Genomic DNA, 25505 nt, shown 5'->3' on the forward strand with positions numbered 1-25505 from the left:
CTAGACATAGAACAGCAACCCGCGCCGGACGAATCACGCAGCATCGATTGCAGCGCCCGCCAGTCCGGCACACACAGGGCCGGACGACATGGAAGCGAAACCTCCCCGCCGCACCCGCGAACGGATTCTCGAGTTGTCGTTGAAACTCTTCAACGAGATCGGCGAGCCGAACGTCACCACCACGACGATCGCCGAGGAAATGGAAATCAGTCCAGGCAACCTGTACTACCATTTCCGCAACAAGGACGACATCATCAACAGCATCTTCGCGCAGTTCGAGCAGCAGATCGAACGGCGGCTGCGCTTCCCCGAAGATCACCGTCCGACGATCGACGAAACCTGGTCGTACCTGCAGTACATGGCCGATTTCATGTGGACCTACCGGTTCCTGTATCGCGACCTCAACGACCTGCTCGCACGCAACCGCACGCTCGAGACGCACTTCAAGCAGATCATCAGCCACAAGGTGCGCTTCGCGCACGACATGTGCGAGCTGCTCGTCTCCGACGCCGAAATGGTCGCGACGCCCGCCGAGATCGAAGTCATCGCGACCAACATGGCGGTGATCTCGACGTACTGGCTGTCGTACCAGTACGTGATGCATCCGCGCAAATACAACGACCAGGACGCGATCCGCGAAGAGCTGCACCAGGTGAGCATGCACGTGATCTCGATCATGGCCCCGTACCTGCGCGGCCGCTCGCGCCAGCTGTTCGACGACCTGGTCTCCGGCAAGCTGCCCAAGCGCCAGTTCTCCGACTACCTGCCGCCGCGCGACGGTTCGCCGCGCCCGGCCGGCGGGCCCGTCGCCACCGGTCAAGCCGCCGCCAAGGACGCCAAGCAATGAAGGCGGTCTGCGTTTACTGCGGCTCGTCGTCCGGCGTGCGGCCCGTCTATGCCGATGCCGCGCGCGCATTCGGCCGCGCGCTGGTCGACGAGGGCCTCACGCTCGTGTACGGCGGCGGCCGCGTCGGCCTGATGGGTGTGATCGCCGACGAAGTGATGGCGGCCGGCGGCCGTGCGGTCGGCGTGATCCCCGAGCTGCTCGTCGACAAGGAAGTCGGCCATACGGGGCTGTCGGAACTGCACGTGGTGCCCGACATGCACCATCGCAAGAAGATGATGGCCGACCTCTCCGATGCGTTCGTCGCGATGCCCGGCGGCGCCGGCACGCTCGAGGAGCTCTTCGAGGTCTACACGTGGGCGCAGCTCGGCTATCACCGCAAGCCCGTCGCGCTCTACAACATCGATGCGTTCTACGATCCGCTGATCGCGCTGTTGCGCCATACGGTCGACGAAGGCTTCATGCGGCCGGCCTACTTCGACGCGCTGTGCGTCGAATCGGAACCCGCCGGGCTGATCGAGCGGCTGCGCCGCTACCAGCCGCCCGCCCGCGACAAGTGGGCACCCGACGCAGCGAAGTAACCCTCACCGGAACCCGCACGATGACCGCACCGTCCGACCGCAAGGCCGTCCTCATCACCGGCGCGAGCCGTGGCATCGGCCGCGCGACCGCCGTGCTCGCGGCCGAACGCGGCTGGGACGTCGGCATCAACTACGCGCGCGACGCGGCGGCGGCCGAACGGACCGCGCAGGCCGTGCGCGACGCGGGCGGCCGCGCGTGCATCGTCGCGGGCGATGTCGCGAACGAGGCGGACGTCGTCGCGATGTTCGACACCGTTGCCGCCGAATTCGGGCGGCTCGACGCACTGGTCAACAATGCAGGCATCGTCGCGCCGTCGATGCCGCTCGCCGACATGCCGGTCGACCGGCTGCGGCGGATGTTCGATACCAACGTGCTCGGCGCCTACCTGTGTGCGCGCGAAGCCGCGCGCCGGCTGTCCACCGACCGCGGCGGCCGCGGCGGCGCGATCGTCAACGTGTCGTCGATCGCGTCGCGGCTCGGCTCGCCGAACGAGTACGTCGACTACGCGGGCTCGAAAGGCGCGGTCGATTCGCTGACGATCGGCCTGGCAAAGGAACTCGGCCCGCACGGCGTGCGCGTGAACGCGGTGCGCCCCGGCCTGATCGAGACCGACATTCATGCAAGCGGCGGCCAGCCGGACCGTGCGGCCCGTCTCGGCGCGCAGACACCGCTCGGTCGCGCGGGCGAAGCGCAGGAGATCGCCGAGGCGATCGTGTGGCTGCTCGGCGATACGGCGTCCTACACGACAGGCGCCCTGCTCGACGTCGGCGGCGGCCGCTAAGCTGACGTGCGGCGCAACAATACGGCGGTCGAAACCGCCCCGTGGTCACAGCGCCACAAATCTCCACAATTCCGTGACAGTTTCAGTAAACGTCCGTAACAATTCCGTGTTTTACTAGCGGGCATTCGGACGGGTGTCTTGAACACGCTGTCCGTTACCCGGATATAGCCCCTTATCGGTCCTGCCCATGTCGCCGGACCGGCTCGCTCGACCCGAGATCTTTTCCATGCCTGGAACCGCAGCGCCCAGCCGGCGACGCACGCCCGTGCCCGCCCCGGCTGCGCACACCCGCTCGACCGCCGATACCGACGTCATCGCGACGCTGGACGTCGCCGGCACGCCCGTCGCCGCGTCGATCGCCGTCACCCACACCCCACGCGAGCGCTCGCTGCTGCTCGGCTGGCGCACATGGCTGTTCGTCGTCGCACTGGTGTGTGCGTACACGCTGCCCGGCGTGCTCGGGCACGATCCGTGGAAACAGGACGAAACCTATACGTTCGGCATCATCCAGCACATGCTCGAGACCGGCGACTTCGTCGTGCCGACCAATGCCGGCCTGCCGTTCATGGAAAAGCCGCCGCTTTACGCGTGGGTCGCGACCAGCCTCGCGTGGCTGCTGCAGCGCGTGATGCCGCTGCACGACGCGGCGCGCCTCGCGAGCGCGCTGTTCGCCGCGCTCGCGTTCGGCTTCATCGCGCGCGCGGCCCGCGTGGCCAGCCGGGCGGACGACTGGTTCGACCTGCGCGTGCTCGGCCCGGTCGTGCTGAGCGCGGGCACGCTCGTCGTCATCAAGCACGTGCACGACATGATGACGGACGTCGCGCTGTTTGCCGGCACGGCAATGGGGTTCTGCGGGCTGCTCGAACTCGTGATGCAGCACGTCGCACGTGCGCAGCAGATGCGGCACGGGCTGCCGGCGCATCCGGCGAGCCGCTGGGCCGCGCCGATCTTCGGCGCGGGCGTCGGCGTCGCATTGATGGCGAAGGGGCTGTTCGTGCCGCTCGTATTCGCGGCCACGCTTTCCTGCACGCTGGCGCTCTATCCGGCCTGCCGCACCCGCTCGTTCGCACGCGCGCTCGGCACTGCCGCACTCGTGTTCGCGCCGTTCGCGCTGATCTGGCCGACCGCCCTGTTCCTGCGCTCGGAAACGCTGTTCATGACGTGGTTCTGGGACAACAACGTCGGCCGCTTCTTCGGCTTCTCCGTTCCCGAACTGGGCGCCGAAAACGACAAGCCGTTCTTCATCCTGCGTGCGTTCCTGCTCGTCGGCTTCCCGGTCGCGCCGCTCGCGATCGTCGCGCTCGCCCGCGGCGCATGGCGCGACTGGCGCGCGCCGCGCATCGCGCTGCCCGTGCTGTTCGCCGGCATCGGGCTCGTGGTGCTGCAGGTGTCCGCGACGTCGCGCCAGCTCTACATCCTGCCGTTCTTCGCCCCGCTCGCGCTGGTCGCCGCGCAGGCGATCGACCGCCTGCCGCGCCGGCTGCATCTCGCGTGGGATTACCTGAGCCGCATCCTGTTCGGCACGGTCGTCGTGCTCGCATGGGCGATCTGGGCGGTGATGGCCGATCCGGCTGCGTCGCATGCCGATCTCGCGCTACTCGGCCGCTGGCTGCCGCTCGACTGGACGATGCCGATCCAGCCCGCGCTCGTGACCGGCGCGCTCGCGCTGACGGTCGGCTGGCTGACGCTGCTGCCGTTGCTGCGCACGACGGGCCTGTGGCGCGGCGCGCTGTCGTGGGGCGCCGGCGCGCTCGTCGCGTGGGGGCTGATCTATACGCTGCTGCTGCCGTGGCTCGACGTCGCGAAGAGCTATCGCTCGGTGTTCGACGACCTGAACGCGCATCTCGCGCTCGAATGGAACGACGGCGACTGCATGGCGAGCCTGCACGGGCTCGGCGAATCGGAAGCGCCGATGTTGTACTACTTCTCCGGCATCCAGCACACGCCGATCGACGACGCGAAGACGACGCGCTGCACGTGGATGATCGTGCAGGGCGTACGGGCCGTCGATCCGGCGCCCGGCAACGAATGGAAGCTGTTCTGGACCGGCGCCCGCCCGGGCGACAACGCGGAACTGCTGCGCGTCTACGTACGCACGCCCGAACAGCACCTGCAGTGACACCGGGCGGCGCGATACGCCGTCCTGCCGCCGTTACTTTCCCCTTCGGCACAGGCCGCGCGCTTTGCGCGATGCCGGCCGGCGGCACGAATCCGCCAGCGTCACGGACTCGCCGCCCCTTCCGTCGTCACACCCGATCGTCAGAACGACGAACCGGGCTCCCGCAGAAACGCCGTTTCCTCGTCGGTCGACGCGCGACCGAGAATCGCGTTCCGGTGCGGAAAGCGGCCGAAGCGCTCGACGACCGCCGCATGCAGCAACGCGAAGCGGTGATAACCCTCGCACCCGGCCTCGTCGCGGATGCCCGCGCACAGGCGCACGGCCTCGCGCTGGCTCTCGACCGATTCGTCGTGCTCGAACGGCAGATACGCGAACGCCCGATGATGTCCGCTCGGCAACTGCGCGTCCCAGCCGGCCGCGACGACGCGACGGGCGAGCGCGAGCGCCTTCGGATCGGCGGCAAACGCGCGCGGCGTGCCGCGATGGATGTTGCGCGAGAACTGGTCGAGTACGACGATCAACGCCAGCGCGCCCTCCGGCGAACCGGCCCAGTGATCGCAGGCGCCGTCGCACGCGGCGTCGAGCAGCGCGCCGTAACGCGTGCGCAGCACGTCGTCGAACGCCGCACCGCCGTTGAACCAGATCTTGCGTTCGTGCCCGAATTCGGCCGAGCCCGGCTCACCGAACCAGAAATCGAGAATCTCTCGTGCCTGTGGATCGAGCGCCGCCGCGCCCGCTTTCCCGGTATCGATCGTCATGCAAACTCCAGTACGAGGCGCCGTGTGCGCGCGCTCTTCTTTTCCAGTTTCGCGACCCGCAGCCCGCCGATTTCGGACGTGTTGCGCACATGCGTGCCGCTGCACGGCTGCAGGTCGACGTTTTCGATGCGCAGCAGCCGCACGCGGCCGAGGCCCATCGGCGGCTTCACGCTCATCGTGCGCACGAGTTCGGGCCGCTCGGCCATCTCGTCGTCGGTGATCCATTCGGTCGTGACCGGATGCGCGCCGCCGACGAGGCTCGCGAGGCGCCGCTCGACGTCGTCGCGGTCGATCGCGTCGGACGTCGCGAAATCGAGCCGCACGTAGTCGGCCGTCACGCTGCAGCCGTCGACTGCGTACGGCAGCACCGCGCACATCAGGTGCGCGGCCGTGTGCAGGCGCATGTGCCGGTAGCGGCGCAGCCAGTCGATCGCGGCAACCACGCGCGTGCCGGGAGCAAGCGTCGCCACGCGCGCCTCCTGGCCCGGCGCGGGCACGTGCACGGCGTCGTCGGGCGTCGCGCCGTCGAACTTCGCCTTGCGCGTATCGGCAATCGCGATCGTGCTGCCGTCGGGCAGCGTCAGCGTGCCGGCGTCGCCGGCCTGGCCGCCGCCGAGCGGATAGAACACCGTGCGATCGAGCCGGATGCCATCGTCGCCGACGGCCTGGACGATCGCCTCGCATTGCGTGAGGTACGCGTCTTCGCGAAACAGCGCTTGTGTCGTCATCGAGGGAACCTCGTATCGATGGGGGAAACGGCCAGTGTCGCGCCGGGCTGCACGGGCGCCCAGACGCAGATCGTCCCGCACGCGGGCAGCGGCGTACCGGTCGATCAACCGGGCCGGTTGCGCATCCAGTCGGCCGTGTCGTAGAACGAATGCATGAGCCGCTCGCGCAGCGGCTCCGGCAACCCGACATCCTCCATCGCCCACGCCATGCAGCGCAGCCACTGGTCGCGCTCGACCGACGCGATCGGGAACGGCAGGTGCCGCGCGCGCAGCCGGGGATGGCCGAACCGGCTGATGTAGTGGTCGGGGCCGCCGAGCCAGCCGCACAGGAACCAGAACAGCTTGTCGCGCGACCCGTCGAGCGACTGCGGATGCAGCGCACGAATCTGCGCGAACTCGGGTTCGAGGTCCATCAGGTCGTAGAAGCGGTCCACCATTTCGCGCACGCGGGCTTCGCCGCCCACGAGTTCGAACGCCGTCGGCTGCGACGGCGCATCGTCATTCACATCGGTCATACGGATTGTCGGAAAACGGGATCTTCGGGCTGCGGCGACGCTCAGGCGTCGCGCAGCGACTGCAGCGCGGGGCGCCGCAACACATTATGCAGGCTCAGCCAGCCGGCCGCACCGGCGCAGACGACGCCGGCCGCGATGCCGGCCGGCACGAGCCACGGATCGACGGCGAGCTGGAAGTCGAACACGCGCGACGCGAGCACCCAGCCGACCGCGATCGCGCCCGCCGACGCGAGCGCGCCGGCCAGCGCGCCGACCACGATGAATTCCGCGCGCTGCACCGCATTGACCTGCGCGCGCGACGCGCCGAGCGCGCGCAGCAGCGCGGCCTCGCGCACGCGCTCGTCGCGCGAGCCGGCGAGCGCCGTATACAGCACGAGCACGCCGGCCGCGAGCGTGAACGCAAACAGGAACTGCACCGCCCCGACCACCTGCAGCATCATCCGCTGCAACTGCGCGAGGATCGGCGCGACGTCGATCGCGGTCAGGTTCGGGTAGCGCGCGATCAGCGGATCGAGCAGCGCGGCGTCCGATGCCGGCAGATGGAAGCTCGTCAGATAGACGGCCGGAAAATCCTTCAGCACCGGCGGCGGCATCAGCACGAAGAAGTTGACGCGGAACGAGCCCCAGTCGAGCTTGCGCACGCTCGTGACGGGCGCATCGACCGTCAGCCCCGTCACGTCGAAGCGCAGCGTGTCGCCCGGCTTCACGTTCAGCGTCTTGGCCAGGCCGGCTTCGATCGAGATCTGCGGCGTGGCCGCAGTACCGAACCAGTCGCCTTCGACGATCCGGTTGTCGGACGGCAGCTCGGTCGTATACGACAAGTTGAATTCGCGATCGACGAGCCGGCGGGCCTCTTCGGACGGGTACGCGTCCGGATTCACCGGCTTGCCGTTGATCGCGACGAGGCGGCCGCGCACCATCGGCGCCGGTACGGCGTCACGCACGCCGTGCGCGGCCAGATAGGCGGCGACATCGGCGCGCTGGTCTGGCTGGATGTCGATCAGGAACTGGTTTGGCGCGTCGGGCGGCGTCGACTGCCGCCAGCCCGCCACGAGGTCGTTGCGCGTGATCGCGATCAGCAGCAGGCACATCAGGCCGAGCGCGAGCGCGGTGATCTGCAGCGCGCTGGCCGTGCCGCGCCGGTGCAGCGACGCCAGCGCGTATCGCCAGCCGACGCCCGCGGCCACGCGCGCATCGCGCACCGCGCGCGCGGCCGCGAACAGCACGAGCCGGGCGATCAGCGCGAACCCGACCAGCGCGCCGGCGAAGCCGCCCGCGACGATCAGGCCGAGTTTCAGGTTGCCGGCAGCCGCGATCAGCAGCCCCGCGAACAGCACGACACCGATCGCATACGCGGCCCACGCGGTGCGCGATGCATCGCCCCACTCGCGCCGCAGCACGCGCACCGGCGGCACGCGCGTGAGCGGCACGAGCGGCGGCAGCGCGAAACCGAGCAGCAGCACGAGCGCGGCGCCCATGCCGATCAGCGCCGGCCACAGCGTCGGCGGCGGCAGCACGACGTCGATCAGGCTGCCGAGCGCGGCCAGCAACGCCCAGTGGCCGCCATAGCCGAGCACCGCGCCCGCGGCGCCCGACACGATGCCGACGCCGGCGAATTCGAGCGCGAACAGCGCGCCGAGCGTGCGGCGGCTCACGCCGAGGCAGCGCATCGTCGCGCAGCCGTCGAGATGGCACCGCATGTAGCGCTGCGCGGCCATCGCAATCGCGACCGCCGCGAGCAGCGCGGTCAGCAAGGCGACGAGCGTCAGGAAATGGCGTGCGCGATCCAGTGTCTGCCGCACCTGCGGCTGCCCTTCCTGCAACGACTCGAGCCCGACGCCGCGCAGTTTCCCGCCGTCGACGCGCGCGTGTGCATACGCTTCGAAGCGCGCGACGGCCGGTGCGTCGCCGGCGACCAGCAGCCGGTACGTGACGCGGCTGCCGTAGCCCGTGAGCCCGGTCGCGGCGAGTTCGTCCGCGCGCATCATCAGCCGCGGGGAAAAATTGACGAACGAAAAGCCGCGATCGAGCTCGCGGGCAATCGCGGCGGCGACCGTAAACGTGCGCAGCCCGACCCGCACCGTATCGCCCGCCTTGAGGTGCAGCGCGTCGAGCAGCGCCGGGTCGGCCCATACGGTGCCGGGCGCGGGAATCGCGGTCGCCTTCCGCGCGACGGTCGCGCCGGCCGGCAGGATCTCGACCGCGCCGCGCAGCGGATAGCCGGGCGACACGGCCTTCACGGCCGCGAGGCGCGACGGCGCCGCGTCGGCGGCCTGCCCGCCCGCGGCGGACGCGATCATGCTCGGGAAGATGGCCGTCGTCGCGGTACGCAGGCCGAGCGCGCGGGCCTGCCGGTCGAACGACGGATCGACGGGGCGATCGGCGCGCACGACGAAATCGGCGCCGAGCATCTGGCGCGCGTCGCGCTCGAGCCCCTGGCGCAGCCGGTCGGCGAGAAAGCCGACGCTCGTCAGCGCCGCGACCGCGAGCACCAGCGCGAGGACCAGCAGCGTCAGTTCGCCCGCGCGCCAGTCGCGCGCGGTCATCCGGGCAGCCTGGCGGATCAGGTCGCGCAGGCCGAAGCGGCCCGCATGCGCGCGCCCGTCATGGCCGGGTTGCCCGGCCGGCGGCTGCACCGCGTGTTGCGGCCCCTTCAATCGCGTTTTCCTCCGATCGAGTTGAGCCGCGACACCATGTGATTCGCCATCCCGCGAAAACCGCCCGACACGCCGCGCCACAGGCGCGGCAGCGCCCATGCCGACGCCGCGACGAACGCGGCGAGCAGCACGAGGAATGCGAGCGGAACGAAGAACGCGAGGACCAGCCCGCCGACCACGAGACCGTCCTCGGTCGATGACGCGACCCAGTTTGAAATCGGTTCGGGAGACAGGTTGATCAGCGCGCGCGTGCCGGCCTTCGCCACGTGCGCGGCGCCGGCAAGCGAGCCGCCGGCGAGCCCCGCGACCGCCAGCATGGTCGGATCGGCATGGCCGAGCGCGCCGGCCGCGAGCACGGCGCCGGCCGGAATGCGGATGAAGGTGTGCACGGCATCCCACAGCGAGTCGAACGCGGGGATCTTGTCGGCAAGGAATTCGGTCACGGCGAGCACGGCCGCGGCGCCGATGACCCACGGCGATGTCAGCACGGCCAGCGTGTCGGGCAGGTGGAGCCAGCCGAACCGCGCCAGCACGCCGGCGATCAGCACCGTCAGGTACAGGCGCAGGCCGCTCGCCCACGCGAGTCCCGCGCCGAGCGAAATGGCTTCGATCATGGCCCTCTCCTTGCACTTTCCGTGCGTTTTGCCGATTGACCGGATCGGGTCGGACAGACCGGCCGCGCGGCGCGTGGCGACCGGCACCGCGTACCGCGAGCAGCACGACGGTATTCAGGCCCGAATGCGTTCCATTATAGACAGGCCGGACGGGCGGCCGGCGCAATTCCGCGGCGGGGCCGCGCCCGGGACACCGTCGTCAGGCGGCCGACGACAGCTTCAGGCCGACCAGCCCCGCGACGATCAGCGCCGCGCTCGCGACACGCGCGACGGTCAGCGCCTCGCCCATCATCACGATGCCGAACACGAACGCGCCGACCGCGCCGATGCCCGTCCACACCGCGTACGCGGTGCCGAGCGGCAACTGGCGCATCGCGACCGCGAGCAGCCCGAAGCTGGCCAGCGCCGTCACGATCGTAAACAGCGACGGACCGAGCTTCGTGAAGCCGTCCGACGATTTCAAGCCGGCCGCCCAGGCCACTTCCAGCAAACCGGCGATCAACAACCATACCCACGCCATCTCGACGTACTCCATATCGGATGGGGCCGTCCCCGTTGAAGCGAATGACCCGGGGTCGTCCCCGGGCGGCGCCGAGTATAACAAGAGGCTGACGGACCTGCCGGCTGTGGGCCGCGGCGGCGGCCGATGCGGGGCGCGACCGGCCGGACGCGGTCAGTTCGCCACGCGCTTGGGCGCGACGCCGCCGACGCAGCGGTCGTCCCGGTACAGCGCCCACTCCTCGCACACGCGGCCATCCTTGAACATGCACATGCCGACCTGTCCGCGCGGCAGGCTGCGGATCACGTGGCGACCGCCGAGCTTCTCGCAGTTGACCGATGCGGGATTGGCCAGCGCCGCCTGCGCGGGCGGCTGCTGCCCGGGCGGCAGCGGCTGGGCGAACGCGCCGGGCGCAGCCAGCGCCAGCGCACAGCTGACGACCAGACGGACGGACATTGCACGCTCCTCGTTTTCGTTCGGGGAACGGTCAGGATAGCGGGGATTGCGCAGCCGGTGTGCAAGGGCGGCCGCGGTCGCGAAACTGTCGCGCCGGCGCAACCCTGCCGGTGCGCGGCACCTCGGCCGCGTGCCCCGCCGCGCATCGCCCGTCACACCGCGCCGACGAGCCGATAGCCGACGCCCGTCTCGGTGACGATGTGCTCGGGCTGCGCGGGATCGGCCTCGAGCTTCTGGCGCAGGTGCGCCATGTAGATACGCAGGTAATGATGGCTCTCGACGTGCGATGGTCCCCACACGTCGCGCAGCAACTGGCGGTGCGTGAGCACGCGCCCCGCGTGACGCACGAGCGTCGCGAGCAGCCGGTACTCGAGCGGCGTCAGGTGCACGATCGCGTCATCGCGCCACACCTGGCGCAGCGCGAGATCGACGGTCACGGTGCCGAAGGCCACCTTCGGCGACGCGTTCGCGCCGCCCTGGTTGCGCCGGCGCAGTTGCGCGCGAATCCGCGCACGCAGTTCGGACACGCCGAACGGCTTGGTCAGGTAATCGTCGGCGCCCGCGTCCAGCGCCGCGACTTTCTCCTCCTCCTGCGTGCGGGCGGACAGCACGATCACCGGCACCTCGGACCAGCCGCGCATCTCGCGGATCACGTCGAGGCCGTCGGTGTCGGGCAGGCCGAGGTCGACGATCACGAGGTCGGGCTTGCGCGTCGCCGCGTCGATCAACCCCTGCTTGCCCGTCTCGGCCTCGAACACCGCGATGCCCTCCTCCTCGAGCGCGGCGCGCACGAAGCGGCGGATCTGCTTTTCGTCCTCGATCAGGACGACGGTCAGGCTGGGTTCACTCATGGTCTGGCAATGACTCGGATGGGGGCGATGCGCCCGGCAGGTCGGATTCGTCGTCGGGCACGGCGGGCGCGGCCGGCGGCGTGTCGACCGGCAGCGTGAACCAGAAGCGCGCACCCGTCACGCGGCCGTCGGGCGCGACGCGGTTGAGCGCGCCGATTTTACCGCCGTGCGCCTCGACGATCGCGCGGCAGATCGCGAGCCCGAGCCCGATGCCGGGCGTGGCCGACTCCTTCTCGCCGCGCGTGAACTTCTCGAAGATCCGCGCCTCCATGCCGGCCGGCAAGCCGGGGCCGTGATCGTCGACGTGCACGCGCACGAACGGGTTCCCGAACGGGTTCCCGTCGTCGGTCACGCGCTCCGCGCCGATGTCGAGCGACGTATCGGGCGGCGTGTACTTCGCCGCGTTCTCGAACAGGTTGGTGAACAGCCGCTCCATCAGCACCGCGTCCATCTGCAGCAACGGCAGGTCGGCCGGCAGCGCGACGCGCACGGGATGACGCGCGAGCACCCGCCGGCATGCGGCGAGCGCGGCGCCGACGGTTTCCTCGAGCAGCGACCACTGGCGCTTGAGCTGCAGGCTGCCGGCCTGCAGCCGCGCCATGTCGAGCAGGTTCGTGACGATGCCCGTCATGCGCAGCGCCTCGTCGTGAATCGCGTCGACGAGTTCGCCCTCGCGCTGCGCGAGCCGCGCGGCCGCCGCGGCGTCGCCCGCCTCGGCGGCCGCGCGCCCGTTCGCGAGCATCGACGAAAAGCCGACGATCGTCGTGAGCGGCGTGCGCAGGTCGTGCGAGATCGCCGACAGCAGCGAGTTGCGCAGCCGCTCGGACTCCATGTTGACGAGCGCGTCGCGCGCGATCTCGACGTAATGCACGCGCTCGAGCGCGAGCGCGATCTGCGCGGCGAATGCGTCGAGCATCCGCTGCTGCTCGGGCACCTCGAGTTCGCGCGGCTCGCGCGATGCGACCGCGAGCACGCCGCGCGTGCGCATCGGCGCCTTCAGCGGCAGATACAGCGCGGCCGTCGCCGGCAGCGTATCGGTGCCGCGCCCGGCCGGCTTCTGCTGGTCGTACACCCACTGGCCGACGTCGCGGTCGAGCTCCGCGCCCGCCAGCGTGACGGCCGCATCGGGCTCCTCGATCTTCTGCCGTACCTGGTCCGCGCTGTCGGGCAGCAGGAACGCGACGCGTGCGCGGAACACCTCGCCCACGTGGCGGCTGCCGATCTCGACGATCTGCTCGGTCGTCAGCGCCGCGCCAAGCTCGCGCGCCATCGCGTAGATCGCGCCGGTGCGTCGCTCGCGGCGCTGCGCGACGATCGCCTGGCGCGTGAGCGTCGACGTCAGGTGGCTGATCACGAGCGAGGTCAGCAGCATCCCGAAGAAAGTCAGCAGGTATTGCGTGTCGCTGACCGAGAACGACATGCGCGGCGGCACGAAGAAGAAATCGAACGCCGCCACCGACAGGAACGACTGCAGCACGCCCGGGCCGCGCCCGAGCCGTACGGCCGAAAACACCACGCCGAGCAGGTACAGCATCACGAGATTCGTGAGGTCGAGCCGCCCGGACACGACGCTCGCGACGACGGTGATCGCCGCGCAGATCGCGGCCGCATACGCGTAATGGCGCGGCGGCGAACGATGCGTGCCGAACTGCGCGAACGCATCGCGCCAGTCGCGCGCCCGCGCGTCGAGCGGCGCGGCGCGCGCCTCGTCGCTCGCGGACGCACGAATCAGCATCAGGTCGACGTCGCCCGCGCGTTCCGCCAATTGCTCGCCGAACGGCCGCGCGAAGCGGCGCGCGAGCCCGACCTTCGGCGAGCCGCCCGCGACCAGCTTCGATACGTTGCGCACCTTCGCATAGCCGATCAGCGCGGCGACCGCGTCGGCGCCGGCGAGCGTGGCCGTCTCCGCGCCGAGCTCGGCCGCGAGCTTCAGCGCGTCGAGCGTGCGCTGCCGCCGCGCGTCGGGCAGCCGCTGCAGGCGCGGCGTCTCGACGTACACGGCGATCCAGTCGGCCTTCAGGCTCGCGGCCAGGCGCGCCGCCGCGCGCACGAGCGTCGGCGCTTCGGCGCCCGGGCCGACGCACACGAGCAGCCGCTCGCGCGCCTGCCAGATGCGCTGGATCGAACGATCGGCGCGGTACTCGCGCATCTGCGCGTCGACGCGATCGGCCGTGCGCCGCAGCGCCAGCTCGCGCAGCGCGATCAGGTTGCCCTTGCGGAAGAAGTTGCGCACCGCGCGCTCGGCCTGCTGCGCGAGATAGACCTTGCCGTCGCGCATGCGCTCGAGCAACTCCTCGGCCGGCAGGTCGACGAGCGTGACTTCGTCGGCCGCGTCGAACACGCGATCGGGCACGGTCTCCCACACGCGGATGCCGGTGATCGCGCCGACCACGTCATTCAGGCTTTCGAGGTGCTGGACGTTGACGGTCGTATACACGTCGATGCCCGCGTCGAGCAGCTCGTAGACGTCCTGCCAGCGCTTCAGGTGCCGTGCGCCCTGCACGTTCGAATGCGCGAGCTCGTCGACGAGGATCAGTTGCGGCGCACGCGCGAGCGCGCCGTCCAGATCGAATTCGGCGAACGTGCGGCCGCGATGGTCGATGCGGGCGGGCGGCAGCACGTCGAGGCCGTCGAGCAGCGCGGCGGTCTCGCCGCGGCCGTGGGTCTCGACGATGCCGACGACGACGTCGACGTCCTCCTGCCGGCGCTGCCGCGCGGCCTGCAGCATCGCGTAGGTCTTGCCGACGCCGGCGGACGCGCCGAAGAAGATCTTGAGCTGGCCGCGCCGCTGCTTTTCTTCGTCTCGCTGCAGCTTGTCGAGAAGTTGGTCGGGATCGGGACGGTTCATGCGTGAGGAAAGCGGAGCGCCCGGATGCGCGCGGGTACGAGCATTGTGGTTCCAAATCACCGCAAAAGGCAAAGACGGCGCGCGCGCCGTCGGCAAAAGCGCATCCGGCGCGGTTCAGGCGCGCCGGATGCCGGCCGGTACGCGCGATCGGTCAGTGCGCGGCCTGCGCCGCGTCGAGCGCGAGGTTCAGCTTCAGCACGTTCACGCGCGGCTCGCCGAGCACGCCGAACTGGCGGCCCGTCGTGTTCGCGGCGACGAGTTGCGCGACCGCGTCCGGCGCCAGGTTGCGCGCCTTCGCGACGCGCTCGACCTGGTACGCGGCGGCGGCCGGCGTGATCTCCGGATCGAGGCCGCTCGCCGACGCCGTCACGAGATCGACCGGCACCGGCTTCGACAGGTCGGTGCCGGCGTCGCGCAGCGCGGCGAGGCGCGCCTTCACCTGATCGGCGAGCGACGGGTTCAGCGGGCCAAGGTTCGAGCCGCCGGAGCCGGCTGCGTTGTACGGCATCGGCGCAGTGGCCGACAGCCGGCCCCAGAAATACTTCGGCGCATCGAACGGCTGGCCGATCAGCGCGGAGCCGACGACCTTGCCGTCCTGCTCGATCAGGCTGCCGTTGGCCTGCGACGGGAACACGGCCTGACCGAACACGGTCATCGCGGCCGGGTAAGCGAGCCCCGTCACGGCGGTCAGGATGACGAACAGTACGACGAGCGGGCGAATCAACGATTTCATGATGGTTCCTTCGGGTGCGGCCGGCTAGGTGCGGCCGGCTCAGGCCCAGCCGAGCGCGGCGAGCGTCATGTCGATCAGCTTGATGAACGGGAACGGCAGCAGCACGCCGCCGAGGCCGTAGACCAGCAGGTTGCGGCGCAGCAGCGACGCGGCGCCGAGCGGCCGGTAGGTCACGCCCTTCAGCGCGAGCGGAATCAGCGCGACGATGATCAATGCGTTGAAGATCACCGCCGACAGGATCGCGGACGCCGGCGAGCTCAGGTGCATGATGTCGAGCACGCGCAGTTGCGGGTACGTCGTCACGAACGCGGCCGGAATGATCGCGAAGTACTTCGCGATGTCGTTCGCGATCGAGAACGTGGTCAGCGACCCGCGCGTCATCAGCATCTGCTTGCCGATCTCGACGATCTCGATCAGCTTCGTCGGGTTCGAGTCGAGGTCGACCATGTTGCCGGCTTCCTTCGCCGCCTGCGTGCCGGTGTTCATCGCGACCGCGACGTCCGCCTGCGCGAGCGCCGGCGCGTCGTTGGTGCCGTCGCCCGTCATCGCGACGAGGCGCCCGGCCGCCTGGTGCTCGCGGATCGTCGCGAGCTTGGTTTCCGGCGTCGCTTCCGCGAGGAAATCGTCGACGCCCGCTTCCGCCGCGATCGCCGCGGCCGTCAACCGGTTGTCGCCCGTCACCATCACGGTCTTGATGCCCATCTTGCGCAGCTCCGCGAAGCGCTCCTTGATGCCGCCCTTCACGATGTCCTTCAGCTCGATCACGCCGAGCACGCGCGCCGCCCCTTCCTGCAGGTCTGCCACGACGAGCGGCGTGCTGCCGCGGCGCGCGACGTCGTCCACCGCACGGCGCACCTCTTCCGGAAAGCGGCTGCCGTGCGTCTCGACGTAGCGGCGAATCGCATCGGCCGCGCCCTTGCGGATTTCGCGGCCCGGCAGATCGACGCCGCTCATCCGCGTCTGCGCGGAAAAGCCGAGGAACGTCGCGTGCAGTTGCGCCATGTCGCGCTGGCGAATGTCGAAGCGCGCCTTCGCGAGCACGACGATGCTGCGGCCTTCCGGCGTTTCGTCGGCGAGCGACGACAGTTGCGCGGCATCGGCCAGCGCTTCCTCGGCCACGCCGGGCGCCGGCACGAACGTCGACGCCTGGCGGTTGCCGAGCGTGATCGTGCCGGTCTTGTCGAGCAGCAGCACGTCGACGTCGCCGGCCGCCTCCACCGCGCGCCCCGACGTCGCGATCACGTTCGCCTGCATCATCCGGCTCATCCCGGCCACACCGATCGCGGACAGCAGGCCGCCGATCGTCGTCGGGATCAGGCACACGAGCAGCGCGACGAGCGCGGTGATCGTCACCACGTGGCCGGCCTTCATCGCTTCGACCGAGAACATCGAGAACGGCAGCAGCGTCGCGGTCGCGAGCAGCATCACGATCGTCAGCGCGACGAGCAGGATCGTCAGCGCGACTTCGTTCGGTGTCTTCTTGCGCTTCGCGCCTTCGACCATCGCGATCATGCGGTCGAGAAACGCCTCGCCGGGATTCGCGGTGACCTTGACGACGATCCAGTCCGACAGCACGCGCGTGCCGCCCGTCACCGACGAGAAGTCGCCGCCCGATTCGCGGATCACCGGCGCGGATTCGCCAGTGATCGCCGATTCGTCGACCGACGCGACGCCGTCGAGCACCTCGCCGTCGGCCGGGATCACGTCGCCGGTCTCGACGAGCACGACGTCACCTTTACGCAGGTCGGACGCGGTCGTGATGCGGATCGGCGACTTCGGATGCGGCTCGTTGAGCTTCTTCGCCATCACGTCCTTCTTCGCGCTGCGCAGCGACGCGGCCTGCGCCTTCGAGCGTCCTTCCGCGAGCGCTTCGGCGAAGTTCGCGAACAGCACCGTGAACCACAGCCACAGCGCGACCGCGAGGATGAAGCCGGCGGGCGCCTCGGCCTGGCCGGCGAGCGCCGCGATCCACAGGATCGTGGTCAGGATGCTGCCGACGTACACGCAGAACATCACCGGGTTGCGCAACTGCGTGCGCGGCGTGAGTTTCTTGAACGAATCCGCGATCGCCGGGCGCAGCAGCGCCGGATCGAACATGGACCGTGTTGCGGAATGTTGAGTCATTGCGATCTCTTCAAGCTCTTCAGTCTTTTCAATGTGTCGCCATGCGGGCGCGCGTCACGCGCCCAGCCACATCATCAGGTGCTCGACGCCCGGGCCCAGCGCGAGCGCCGGCACGTAGGTCAGCGCACCCACCAGCAGCACGGTGCCGAGCAGCAGCACGACGAACAGCGGGCCGTGGGTCGGCAGCGTGCCGCTCGTCACCGCGATGCGTTTCTTCGCGGCGAGCGAGCCGGCGATCGCCAGCACCGGCACGATCGTGCCGAAGCGGCCGAACCACATCGCGATCGCGGTCATCCAGTTGTAGAACGGCGTGCCGACCGTCAGGCCCGCAAACGCGCTGCCGTTGTTGTTCGCGGCCGAGCTGAACGCATAGAGGATTTCCGAGAAGCCGTGCGGGCCGGGGTTCGCGATGCCGGCCTTGCCCGCGTCCGCCAACACCGCGATCGACGTACCGAGCAGCACGAGCAGCGGCGTGAGCAGCACGACGATCGACACCATCTTCATCTCGTACGACTCGATCTTCTTGCCCACGTATTCCGGCGTGCGGCCGATCATCAGGCCCGCGACGAACACCGCGAGCAGCGCGAACACGAGCATCCCGTAGAGGCCGGAGCCGACCCCGCCGTAGATCACTTCGCCGAGCTGCATCAGCAGCATCGGCACGAGGCCGCCGACCGGCGTCAGCGAATCGTGCATCGCATCGACCGCGCCGCACGACGCGGCCGTCGTCGCGACCGTGAAGATGCCGGTTTGCGCGATCCCGAAGCGCGTTTCCTTGCCTTCCATGTTGCCGCCCGGCTGCAGCGCGCTCGCCGACTGGTCGACGTGCAGCGCGGCGAGCGTCGGGTTGCCGGCCTGCTCGGCGCTCACCTCGACGCCGGTCGCGACCGCGAACGCGACCGTCATCGCCGCGAGCACCGCGATGCCCTGCCGGCGGTCGCCGATCATGCGGCCGAACACGAGGCACAGCGCGGCCGGAATGATCAGGATCGCGAAGATCTCGACGAAGTTCGAGAACGGCGTCGGGTTCTCGTACGGGTGCGCGGAGTTCGCGTTGAAGAAGCCGCCGCCGTTGGTGCCGAGCATCTTGATCGCTTCCTGCGACGCGACCGGGCCCATCGCGAGCGTCTGCTTCGTCAACGGGGTCGGCACCGTGACCGCGTTGCCCTTGTCGTCCTTCACCGGGTTGCCGTGCGCGTCGAGCTTCGGCGCCGCATAGGTGCTCGCCTGCAACACCGGCACGTCCTGGTATGCCTTCATGTTCTGCAGCACGCCCTGGCTCATCAGCAGCGCGGCGACGAGCGCCGCCATCGGCACGAGCACGTACAGCGTCACGCGCGTCAGGTCGACCCAGAAGTTGCCGATGGTCTGCGCGGTGTGGCGCGCGAAGCCGCGGATCAGCGCGATCACGACGACGATGCCGGTCGCCGCCGACAGGAAGTTCTGCACCGTCAGGCCGAGCATCTGCGTCAGGTAGCTGACGGTCTGCTCGGGCGTGTAGTCCTGCCAGTTCGTGTTGGCGACGAAGCTGACGGCCGTGTTGAACGCGCCGTCGGCCGTCATCGCGCCGAACTGCTGCGGGTTGCCGGGCAGGAAGCCCTGCAGGCGCAGCAACCCGTAGAGGAACAGCACGCCGAGCGCGTTGAACGCGATCGTCGCGACCGCGTATTGCTTCCAGTTCATCTCGGTGCCGGCGTCGACGCCGGCGACGCGATACAGCACACGTTCGAGCGGCCCGAACACACGCACGACGCGCGCGCTGCCGTCCATCACCGCCGTCAGATAGCGCGCGACCGGCACGGCCGCCGCCAGCAGCACGACGATGAACAGCAGCGTCTGCAACAGGTTGTTCGCGTTCATTCGATGTCCTCCGCGCGCAGCAGCGCAAAGACGAGATACGCGAACAGCAGCGCGGTGGACACGCCCGCCAGCCAAAGCATCCAGGTCATGCCCGCCCCCCGCGACCGTATTGCGCGAGCTTCTCGCAACCGGCAACCAAACCGAGGATCAGCACGGTGAAAAGCACCAGGGCGCCGATGAATACCCCATCCATTTTTTGTGTTCTCCGTCGTCGAAATCAGACGACTGGAACGTTATGGGAACGCGCGTAAAGGGCGGGTCAAAGGTATCGCGGCGGATATAAAAAACGTGTAAACGCGAGGCGGGAGAAGAACGGAGGCAGGACGGGCGGCGCCGCAGCGCCGCCCGCGAAGGCGCATGCCGGCATGGCGCCGGCACGCAAGGAACGGTCAGGGAACGAGGACCGTCGAGCCGGTGGTCTTGCGCGCTTCCAGATCCGCATGCGCGCGGCCGACTTCCGCGAGCGGATAGCGCTGGTTGATGCTCGTCTTCACCTTGCCCGACAGGATCACGTCGAACAGCTCGGCGGCCGCGGCTTCGAGATCGGCGCGCTTCGCGATGTACGAGAACAGCGTCGGCCGCGTGAAGAACAGCGAGCCGCGCGACGAAAATTCCTTCGAGTCGATCGGCGGCAGCGGGCCGGACGCGTTGCCGAAGCTGACGAAGTAGCCGAGCGGCGCGAGGCTGTCGAGCGAGCCGACATAGGTGTCCTTGCCGATCGAATCGTAGACGACCGGCACGCCCGCGCCGTGGGTGATCTCCTTCACGCGCTGCGTGAAGTTTTCGCGCGTGTAGACGATCGGGTGATCGCAGCCGTGCGCCTTCGCGAGTTCGGCCTTTTCGTCGGAGCCGACCGTGCCGATCACGGTCGCGCCGAGCGCCTTCGCCCATTGGCACACGAGCAGCCCGACGCCGCCGGCCGCCGCATGGATCAGGATCGTGTCGCCGGCCTTCACCGGGTACGTGCGACGCAGCAGATAGTGCGCGGTCAGGCCCTGCAGCATCACGGACGCCGCGTCGTCGTACCCGATACCGTCGGGCAGCTTCACGAGTTTCTCGGCCGGCAGCACGCGCTCCTGCGCGTACGCGCCCGGCGGCTGCGCGACGTAGGCGACACGATCGCCGACCTTCAGCGCGCTCACGCCGTCGCCGACGGCCGTCACTTCGCCGGCCGCCTCCATCCCGAGGCCCGCCGGCAGCGGCTGCGGATACAGGCCCGTGCGGAAATACACGTCGATGTAGTTGAGCCCGACCGCGTGCTGGCGGATGCGCACCTCGCCGGACTTCGGCGCGTCGACGTCGACATCGACCCACTTCATCACGTCCGGGCCGCCCGGCTGGTCGTATCGGATTGCTTTCGGCATCGTTTTGCTCCTCGGTTGAAAGTTCAGGGAGATTCGGCCGTCAGACGACGGAGCACATGATTGTCGCGCGTTGGCAAATTCCCTGCTCACATCAGGGAAACACAAGGCGGCTCGCTTCGATTCGTCACCGGGGTCGACTCAACGGTTCGGCCTTACGAACGTACATGAAAGCCTAAAGACGGGTTCCTGCATGCCGTTAAGCTAGAGATCGGCCAGGCCGTGCCGATATGCAGACGCGCCCTCAAACCTCTACTCAAACCAAGGATTCCAGTCATGCGCATCCCCGTCGTCGCATCCATTTTGCTTGCCCTTGCCTCCTACACCGCGCAAGCCGCTACCTCGATCACGATCGATGCGAAGCAAAACTGCATTCAAAATGCGATCACGCCAGGCCCGTCGTACGGCAATTCCGCCGCGTTCCAACTCGCCCCGGGCCGATACGTCATGTCGCTTTCCGCGAATACCTTGAGCTGCTCGGGCGGGAGCGGTTGCCTGATCGATACCGTGCATGTGGTGGGCGGCATGGGTAGTGCGCGATGGGGTACGGTGGTGACGAAGCAGCCGACCGTCGTCGATGTGGGCGGCAGCGCGACGGCCCTCACCCTCTGGAGCTTCATCACCGACGACGCCTGCGCCGACAACAGCGGGCAGGCCACCCTCCTGATCCAGACGGTCAACTAATCCGCCAGCGGCAGATCGCCCCCAAAGTCGTGCAAAGGGACTCACCTTGGCAATCGGCCGCGGTCCGCGCCTAGCAAACGTCCTGCATGTTCCGCGCCAGATCGTCGAGCAGCATCCGCGCGGTCGCGACGTTGGTCGCGACCGGCACGTCGTGCACGTCGCAGGCGCGCACGAGCGCTGTGATGTCGGGGTCGTGCGGCTGCGCGGTCATCGGGTCGCGCAGGAACACGACGATGTCGACGCGGCCGTCGGCCAGTTCCGCGCCGATCTGCAGGTCGCCGCCGAGCGGCCCCGACAGCTTGCGCTCGACGTCGAGCCCGTGCGCGGCGGCGATACGGCCGCCCGTCGTGCCCGTCGCGACCAGCCGGCATTGCGCGAGCGTCTCGCGATACTGGCCCGCGAGCGCGACGATCTCGTCTTTTTTCGCGTCGTGCGCAATCAATGCGATGCGGGGTTTGCTCATCTCCGTTTCCTTCGTCGTTCGGTTGTTCGTTCGTTGTGTCGTCGTCGTGAATCGAAAAGCGCGGATCAGAACGTGCCCGGATACGCGCCGCCGTCGAGCAGCCAGTTCTGCCCGGTGATGTAGCCGGCGTGCACGCTGCACAGGAACGCGCAGGCCGCGCCGAATTCGGCGCGCGTGCCGAGGCGCCCGGCCGGGATGTCCTTCGTGCGCCGCGCACGCATCTCGTCGACCGTCACGCCCTGCGCCTTCGCCGATGCGGCGAGCGTCGTCGCGATCCGGTCGGTGTCGAACAGCCCCGGCAGCAGGTTGTTGATCGTCACGCCCTGCCCCGCGACCTTGCGTGACAGCCCCGCGACGAAGCCGGTCAGCCCCGAGCGCGCGCCGTTCGACAGCGCCAGCACGTCGATTGGCGCCTTCACGGCCGAACTCGTGATGTTGACGATCCGGCCGAAACCGCGGCCGATCATCCCGTCGACGGTCGCCCGGATCAGCTCGATCGGCGTCAGCATGTTCGACTCGAGCGCACGGATCCAGTCGTCGTGGGAGAAATCGCGGAAATCGCCGGGCGGCGGGCCGCCGGCATTCGTCACGAGAATGTCCGGCTGCGGGCACGCGGCGAGCGCGGCCGCGCGGCCGTCCGGCGTCGTGATGTCGCAGGCGACCGCCGTAACCGACACGTTCGCGCCGGCGCGGATCTCTTCCGCGGTTTCCTCCAGCGTGTCGCGCGTGCGCGCGACGATCACGAGGTTCACGCCCTCCGCGGCCAGCGCTTCCGCGCAGCCGCGCCCGAGGCCCTTGCTGGCCGCGCACACGAGCGCGGTCTTTCCTTCGATGCCGAGATCCATCGTCGCTTCCCTGGTGGTGCGCGTGCCGGCGCGGCCCCGCGTTGCCGCCGGCGGGCAGGCGAACGGGCGTGCGCGGCACGCGGATTGTCGTGAGACGTCGATAATATCCGGATCGCGCGGCGCGCCTTGGTAAAATTGCGGCCATCGGCGACGGCCGGCCCGTGCCCGCCGCCGCCCCCGATCCCCTTTCGCCGCCAAGGCACCCCGTCATGAAACAGGACAGCCGTTTCCCGAACCTCTTCATCACCGATCACCCGCTGATCCAGCACAAGCTCACGCACATGCGCGACAAGGACACGTCCACGCGCACGTTTCGCGAGTTGCTGCGCGAGATCACGCTGCTGATGGGCTACGAGATCACCCGCAACCTGCCGATCACGACCAAGCGGGTCGAAACCCCGCTGGTGGCGGTCGACGCGCCGGTGATCGCGGGCAAGAAGCTCGCGATCGTGCCCGTACTGCGCGCGGGCATCGGGATGTCGGACGGCCTGCTCGATCTGGTGCCGTCCGCACGCGTCGGCCACATCGGCGTGTACCGCGCCGACGACCACCGTCCGGTCGAATACCTGGTGCGCCTGCCGGATCTGGAAGACCGCATCTTCATCCTGTGCGACCCGATGGTCGCGACCGGCTATTCGGCCGTGCACGCGGTCGACGTGCTCAAGCGCCGCAACGTGCCGGCCGCGAACATCATGTTCGTCGCGCTGGTCGCCGCGCCCGAGGGCGTGCAGGTGTTCCAGGACGCGCACCCCGACGTGAAGCTGTTCGTCGCGTCGCTCGATTCGCACCTGAACGAGCACGCGTACATCGTGCCGGGCCTGGGCGACGCCGGCGACCGCCTGTTCGGCACCAAGAACTGACCGAAACGAGCGGCCGCAACGGCCGCCCTGGTCGTTCGGCCATGCGCGGCGGCCCCGAACCGGCGGTCGCCGCGTGATAAAATCACGATCCACTCGACACGCGCGGCCCCGCGGCTTCATGCCCGCCGACACGGCCGCCGATTCAACGACACATTGCAACAATCGCCCGCGCTGCGCGCCCGGGCACGGAGAAAGGTATGGCTGGTCATTCGAAATGGGCCAACATCAAGCATAAGAAAGCTGCGGCCGACGCGAAGCGCGGCAAGATCTGGACCCGCCTGATCAAGGAAATCCAGGTCGCGGCGCGCCTCGGCGGCGGCGACGTCAACTCGAACCCGCGCCTGCGTCTCGCGGTCGACAAGGCAGCCGACGCGAACATGCCGAAGGACAACGTCAAGCGCGCGATCGACCGCGGCGTCGGCGGCGCGGACGGCGCGAACTACGAAGAGATCCGTTACGAAGGCTACGGCATCAGCGGCGCGGCGATCATCGTCGACACGCTGACCGACAATCGCACCCGCACGGTTGCGGAAGTCCGTCACGCGTTCTCGAAGTTCGGCGGCAACATGGGCACCGACGGCTCGGTCGCGTTCATGTTCGATCACGTCGGCCAGTTCCTGTTCGCGCCCGGCACGTCGGAAGACGCGCTGATGGAAGCCGCGCTCGAAGCCGGCGCGAACGACGTGAACACGAACGACGACGGCTCGATCGAAGTGCTGTGCGACTGGCAGGCGTTCTCGGCGGTGAAGGATGCGCTCGAAGCCGCAGGCTTCAAGGCCGAACTCGCCGAAGTGACGATGAAGCCGCAGAACGAAGTCGAATTCGCCGGCGACGATGCGGTAAAGATGCAAAAGCTCCTGGACGCGCTCGAGAACCTCGACGACGTGCAGGACGTGTATACGAACGCCGTCATCGTCGAGGAATGAAATGCCGGCCGCCGCACCTGTCGCGGCGGCGGCCCGACCGATTCCGCGGCCGGCGCGCCTGAGCGTGCCGGCCGCCCTGTTTTCTAGTCTGCGGGGAATCCCATGAAACTACTCGTCGTCGGTTCCGGCGGCCGCGAACATGCGCTGGCGTGGAAGCTCGCGCAGTCGCCGCGCGTCCAGATGGTCTACGTCGCGCCCGGCAATGGCGGCACGGCGCAGGACGAGCGTCTGAAGAACGTCGATATCACGTCGCTCGACGAACTCGCCGATTTCGCGGAACGCGAAGGTGTCGCATTCACGCTCGTCGGGCCGGAAGCCCCGCTCGCGGCCGGCATCGTCAACCTGTTCCGCGCACGCGGCCTGAAGGTATTCGGCCCGACCCGCGAAGCCGCGCAGCTCGAAAGCTCGAAGGATTTCGCGAAGGCGTTCATGAAGCGCCACGGCATCCCGACCGCCGATTACGAAACCTTCGCCGACGCGGCGGCTGCCCACGCGTACATCGACGCGAAGGGTGCGCCGATCGTCGTGAAGGCCGACGGCCTCGCGGCCGGCAAGGGCGTCGTCGTCGCGATGACGCTCGAAGAGGCGCACGCCGCCGTCGACATGATGCTGTCGGGCAACAAGCTGGGAGACGCCGGCGCGCGCGTCGTGATCGAGGAATTCCTCGACGGCGAGGAAGCGAGCTTTATCGTGATGGTCGACGGCAAGCACGCGCTGGCGCTGGCATCCAGCCAGGACCACAAGCGCCTGCTCGACGAGGATCGCGGCCCGAACACCGGCGGCATGGGCGCGTATTCGCCCGCGCCGATCGTCACGCCGCAGATGCACGCACGCGTGATGCGCGAAATCATCATGCCGACCGTGCGCGGGATGGAGAAGGACGGCATCCGCTTCACCGGCTTCCTGTACGCGGGCCTGATGATCGACAAGGACGGCAATCCGCGCACCCTCGAGTTCAACTGCCGGATGGGCGATCCGGAAACGCAGCCGATCATGGCGCGCCTGAAGAGCGATTTCTCGAAGGTCGTCGAACAGGCGATCGCGGGCACGCTCGACACGGTCGAGCTCGACTGGGATCGCCGCACCGCGCTCGGCGTCGTGTTGGCCGCGCACGGTTACCCGGACGCGCCGCGCAAGGGCGACCGCATCAACGGGATCCCGGCCGAGACCGAACAAGCGGTGACGTTCCATGCAGGCACGACGCTCGCCGACGGCGACAAGCTCGTGACGTCCGGCGGCCGCGTGCTGTGCGTGGTCGGCCTCGCCGATTCGGTGCGCGAAGCGCAGCAGCATGCGTACGACACGATCAACCAGATCAATTTCGAAGGCATGCAGTACCGCCGCGACATCGGCTTTCGCGCGCTCAACCGCAAGAGCGCGTGACGTCGCCATCGCCG

At 69.1% G+C, this 25505-nt stretch carries 24 protein-coding genes; 8 read left to right on the plus strand and 16 right to left on the minus strand.

Annotated features, from left to right (window positions below; translation table 11 throughout):
• Positions 1–88 precede the first annotated feature (88 nt).
• The 4 genes from WT24_RS29495 (at position 89) to WT24_RS29510 (ending at position 4326) form a co-directional block, all read left to right on the plus strand.
• Positions 89–847 (plus strand): TetR/AcrR family transcriptional regulator, encoded by a 759-nt coding sequence (locus WT24_RS29495; RefSeq protein WP_034207986.1) that lies wholly within the window; start codon positions 89–91, stop codon positions 845–847.
• The gene (locus WT24_RS29500) at positions 844–1425 is read left to right on the plus strand and encodes a TIGR00730 family Rossman fold protein (RefSeq protein WP_059499226.1); all 582 of its coding nucleotides are present in this window, start codon (positions 844–846) and stop codon (positions 1423–1425) included. Before WT24_RS29495 ends, WT24_RS29500 begins: the two co-directional genes overlap by 4 nt.
• A gap of 20 nt (positions 1426–1445) precedes the next feature.
• Positions 1446–2207, plus strand: coding sequence for an SDR family oxidoreductase (locus WT24_RS29505; RefSeq protein ID WP_059499225.1), 762 nt, complete (start codon positions 1446–1448; stop codon positions 2205–2207).
• Positions 2208–2433: 226 nt separating this feature from the next.
• Positions 2434–4326 (plus strand): glycosyltransferase family 39 protein, encoded by a 1893-nt coding sequence (locus WT24_RS29510; RefSeq protein ID WP_060036758.1) that lies wholly within the window; start codon positions 2434–2436, stop codon positions 4324–4326.
• Between the two features lie 140 nt (positions 4327–4466).
• On the opposite strand, the gene WT24_RS29515 is transcribed toward WT24_RS29510, so the two are convergent.
• From WT24_RS29515 to WT24_RS29585, 14 genes are all read right to left on the minus strand, one after another.
• Positions 4467–5084, minus strand: a complete 618-nt coding sequence (locus tag WT24_RS29515; RefSeq protein WP_059499223.1) for a DUF924 family protein — start codon at positions 5082–5084, stop codon at positions 4467–4469.
• Positions 5081–5812 carry an alanyl-tRNA editing protein gene (locus tag WT24_RS29520; RefSeq protein ID WP_060036760.1) on the minus strand — a complete coding sequence of 244 codons (732 nt, stop codon included), beginning with the start codon at positions 5810–5812 and terminating at the stop codon, positions 5081–5083. Before WT24_RS29520 ends, WT24_RS29515 begins: the two co-directional genes overlap by 4 nt.
• Positions 5813–5916: 104 nt before the next feature.
• Complete coding sequence (locus WT24_RS29525; RefSeq protein WP_059499221.1) at positions 5917–6327, minus strand: group II truncated hemoglobin; 411 nt, start codon at positions 6325–6327, stop codon at positions 5917–5919.
• A 41-nt stretch (positions 6328–6368) separates the two neighbouring features.
• Positions 6369–8984 carry an ABC transporter permease gene (locus tag WT24_RS29530; RefSeq protein ID WP_060036762.1) on the minus strand — a complete coding sequence of 872 codons (2616 nt, stop codon included), beginning with the start codon at positions 8982–8984 and terminating at the stop codon, positions 6369–6371.
• On the minus strand, positions 8981–9598 hold the full coding sequence (locus WT24_RS29535; protein ID WP_034207994.1) for a DUF4126 domain-containing protein: 618 nt from the start codon (positions 9596–9598) through the stop codon (positions 8981–8983). The genes WT24_RS29530 and WT24_RS29535 overlap by 4 nt, the downstream gene beginning before the upstream one ends.
• Positions 9599–9797: 199 nt before the next feature.
• On the minus strand, positions 9798–10118 hold the full coding sequence (gene sugE, locus WT24_RS29540; RefSeq protein WP_034208737.1) for a quaternary ammonium compound efflux SMR transporter SugE: 321 nt from the start codon (positions 10116–10118) through the stop codon (positions 9798–9800).
• 153 nt (positions 10119–10271) lie between these two features.
• The gene (locus tag WT24_RS29545; protein ID WP_059791299.1) at positions 10272–10553 is read right to left on the minus strand and encodes a DUF333 domain-containing protein; all 282 of its coding nucleotides are present in this window, start codon (positions 10551–10553) and stop codon (positions 10272–10274) included.
• 152 nt (positions 10554–10705) lie between these two features.
• Positions 10706–11404, minus strand: coding sequence for a two-component system response regulator KdpE (kdpE, locus tag WT24_RS29550; RefSeq protein WP_060036764.1), 699 nt, complete (start codon positions 11402–11404; stop codon positions 10706–10708).
• Entirely contained in the window at positions 11397–14252 is a 2856-nt protein-coding gene (locus tag WT24_RS29555) for a DUF4118 domain-containing protein (protein WP_060036766.1), read from the minus strand. Before WT24_RS29555 ends, kdpE begins: the two co-directional genes overlap by 8 nt.
• Before the next feature lie 151 nt (positions 14253–14403).
• Entirely contained in the window at positions 14404–14985 is a 582-nt protein-coding gene (kdpC, locus tag WT24_RS29560) for a potassium-transporting ATPase subunit KdpC (RefSeq protein ID WP_060036768.1), read from the minus strand.
• Between the two features lie 39 nt (positions 14986–15024).
• A complete protein-coding gene (gene kdpB, locus WT24_RS29565; RefSeq protein ID WP_059791306.1) occupies positions 15025–17109 on the minus strand; it encodes a potassium-transporting ATPase subunit KdpB in 2085 nt (694 codons plus the stop codon).
• 54 nt (positions 17110–17163) lie between these two features.
• A complete protein-coding gene (gene kdpA, locus WT24_RS29570) occupies positions 17164–18969 on the minus strand; it encodes a potassium-transporting ATPase subunit KdpA (protein WP_060036770.1) in 1806 nt (601 codons plus the stop codon).
• Positions 18966–19058 carry a K(+)-transporting ATPase subunit F gene (gene kdpF, locus WT24_RS29575; protein WP_060036772.1) on the minus strand — a complete coding sequence of 31 codons (93 nt, stop codon included), beginning with the start codon at positions 19056–19058 and terminating at the stop codon, positions 18966–18968. Before kdpF ends, kdpA begins: the two co-directional genes overlap by 4 nt.
• A gap of 300 nt (positions 19059–19358) precedes the next feature.
• The gene (locus WT24_RS29585; RefSeq protein ID WP_060036773.1) at positions 19359–20333 is read right to left on the minus strand and encodes a quinone oxidoreductase; all 975 of its coding nucleotides are present in this window, start codon (positions 20331–20333) and stop codon (positions 19359–19361) included.
• Between the two features lie 273 nt (positions 20334–20606).
• Here WT24_RS29585 and WT24_RS29590 point away from each other — a divergent pair, with 273 nt between their 5' ends.
• On the plus strand, positions 20607–21014 hold the full coding sequence (locus tag WT24_RS29590; RefSeq protein ID WP_059791312.1) for a hypothetical protein: 408 nt from the start codon (positions 20607–20609) through the stop codon (positions 21012–21014).
• 70 nt (positions 21015–21084) lie between these two features.
• Here WT24_RS29590 and WT24_RS29595 read toward each other — a convergent pair whose 3' ends face one another.
• Both WT24_RS29595 and WT24_RS29600 read right to left on the minus strand, forming a co-directional pair.
• On the minus strand, positions 21085–21477 hold the full coding sequence (locus tag WT24_RS29595; RefSeq protein WP_034208002.1) for a methylglyoxal synthase: 393 nt from the start codon (positions 21475–21477) through the stop codon (positions 21085–21087).
• Positions 21478–21542: 65 nt separating this feature from the next.
• A complete protein-coding gene (locus WT24_RS29600) occupies positions 21543–22322 on the minus strand; it encodes an SDR family oxidoreductase (protein ID WP_059499212.1) in 780 nt (259 codons plus the stop codon).
• Between the two features lie 209 nt (positions 22323–22531).
• Here WT24_RS29600 and upp point away from each other — a divergent pair, with 209 nt between their 5' ends.
• The 3 genes from upp (at position 22532) to purD (ending at position 25491) form a co-directional block, all read left to right on the plus strand.
• Positions 22532–23182: a uracil phosphoribosyltransferase gene (gene upp / locus WT24_RS29605; RefSeq protein WP_006481871.1), complete on the plus strand. Its 651-nt coding sequence runs from the start codon at positions 22532–22534 to the stop codon at positions 23180–23182.
• A gap of 197 nt (positions 23183–23379) precedes the next feature.
• Positions 23380–24108 (plus strand): YebC/PmpR family DNA-binding transcriptional regulator, encoded by a 729-nt coding sequence (locus WT24_RS29610; RefSeq protein ID WP_059499211.1) that lies wholly within the window; start codon positions 23380–23382, stop codon positions 24106–24108.
• A 102-nt stretch (positions 24109–24210) separates the two neighbouring features.
• Complete coding sequence (gene purD / locus WT24_RS29615) at positions 24211–25491, plus strand: phosphoribosylamine--glycine ligase (protein ID WP_059781304.1); 1281 nt, start codon at positions 24211–24213, stop codon at positions 25489–25491.
• Positions 25492–25505: the final 14 nt, after the last annotated feature.

Origin of the sequence: Burkholderia sp. MSMB1078WGS (genome assembly GCF_001528895.1) — a bacterium.
In the GTDB taxonomy this organism is placed as follows: Bacteria; Pseudomonadota; Gammaproteobacteria; order Burkholderiales; family Burkholderiaceae; genus Burkholderia.

Coding starts and splice junctions, on each gene's coding strand:
- upp (WP_006481871.1), top strand. CDS start 22,532: ATGAAACAGGACAGCCGTTTCCCGAACCTCTTCATCACCGATCACCCG.
- WT24_RS29495 (WP_034207986.1), top strand. CDS start 89: ATGGAAGCGAAACCTCCCCGCCGCACCCGCGAACGGATTCTCGAGTTG.
- sugE (WP_034208737.1), bottom strand. CDS start 10,118: ATGGCGTGGGTATGGTTGTTGATCGCCGGTTTGCTGGAAGTGGCCTGG.
- WT24_RS29520 (WP_060036760.1), bottom strand. CDS start 5,812: ATGACGACACAAGCGCTGTTTCGCGAAGACGCGTACCTCACGCAATGC.
- kdpC (WP_060036768.1), bottom strand. CDS start 14,985: ATGAAATCGTTGATTCGCCCGCTCGTCGTACTGTTCGTCATCCTGACC.
- WT24_RS29585 (WP_060036773.1), bottom strand. CDS start 20,333: ATGCCGAAAGCAATCCGATACGACCAGCCGGGCGGCCCGGACGTGATG.
- WT24_RS29510 (WP_060036758.1), top strand. CDS start 2,434: ATGCCTGGAACCGCAGCGCCCAGCCGGCGACGCACGCCCGTGCCCGCC.
- WT24_RS29505 (WP_059499225.1), top strand. CDS start 1,446: ATGACCGCACCGTCCGACCGCAAGGCCGTCCTCATCACCGGCGCGAGC.
- WT24_RS29610 (WP_059499211.1), top strand. CDS start 23,380: ATGGCTGGTCATTCGAAATGGGCCAACATCAAGCATAAGAAAGCTGCG.
- WT24_RS29545 (WP_059791299.1), bottom strand. CDS start 10,553: ATGTCCGTCCGTCTGGTCGTCAGCTGTGCGCTGGCGCTGGCTGCGCCC.
- WT24_RS29590 (WP_059791312.1), top strand. CDS start 20,607: ATGCGCATCCCCGTCGTCGCATCCATTTTGCTTGCCCTTGCCTCCTAC.
- kdpA (WP_060036770.1), bottom strand. CDS start 18,969: ATGAACGCGAACAACCTGTTGCAGACGCTGCTGTTCATCGTCGTGCTG.
- purD (WP_059781304.1), top strand. CDS start 24,211: ATGAAACTACTCGTCGTCGGTTCCGGCGGCCGCGAACATGCGCTGGCG.
- WT24_RS29535 (WP_034207994.1), bottom strand. CDS start 9,598: ATGATCGAAGCCATTTCGCTCGGCGCGGGACTCGCGTGGGCGAGCGGC.
- kdpB (WP_059791306.1), bottom strand. CDS start 17,109: ATGACTCAACATTCCGCAACACGGTCCATGTTCGATCCGGCGCTGCTG.
- WT24_RS29525 (WP_059499221.1), bottom strand. CDS start 6,327: ATGACCGATGTGAATGACGATGCGCCGTCGCAGCCGACGGCGTTCGAA.
- kdpF (WP_060036772.1), bottom strand. CDS start 19,058: ATGACCTGGATGCTTTGGCTGGCGGGCGTGTCCACCGCGCTGCTGTTC.
- kdpE (WP_060036764.1), bottom strand. CDS start 11,404: ATGAGTGAACCCAGCCTGACCGTCGTCCTGATCGAGGACGAAAAGCAG.
- WT24_RS29555 (WP_060036766.1), bottom strand. CDS start 14,252: ATGAACCGTCCCGATCCCGACCAACTTCTCGACAAGCTGCAGCGAGAC.
- WT24_RS29600 (WP_059499212.1), bottom strand. CDS start 22,322: ATGGATCTCGGCATCGAAGGAAAGACCGCGCTCGTGTGCGCGGCCAGC.
- WT24_RS29515 (WP_059499223.1), bottom strand. CDS start 5,084: ATGACGATCGATACCGGGAAAGCGGGCGCGGCGGCGCTCGATCCACAG.
- WT24_RS29595 (WP_034208002.1), bottom strand. CDS start 21,477: ATGAGCAAACCCCGCATCGCATTGATTGCGCACGACGCGAAAAAAGAC.
- WT24_RS29500 (WP_059499226.1), top strand. CDS start 844: ATGAAGGCGGTCTGCGTTTACTGCGGCTCGTCGTCCGGCGTGCGGCCC.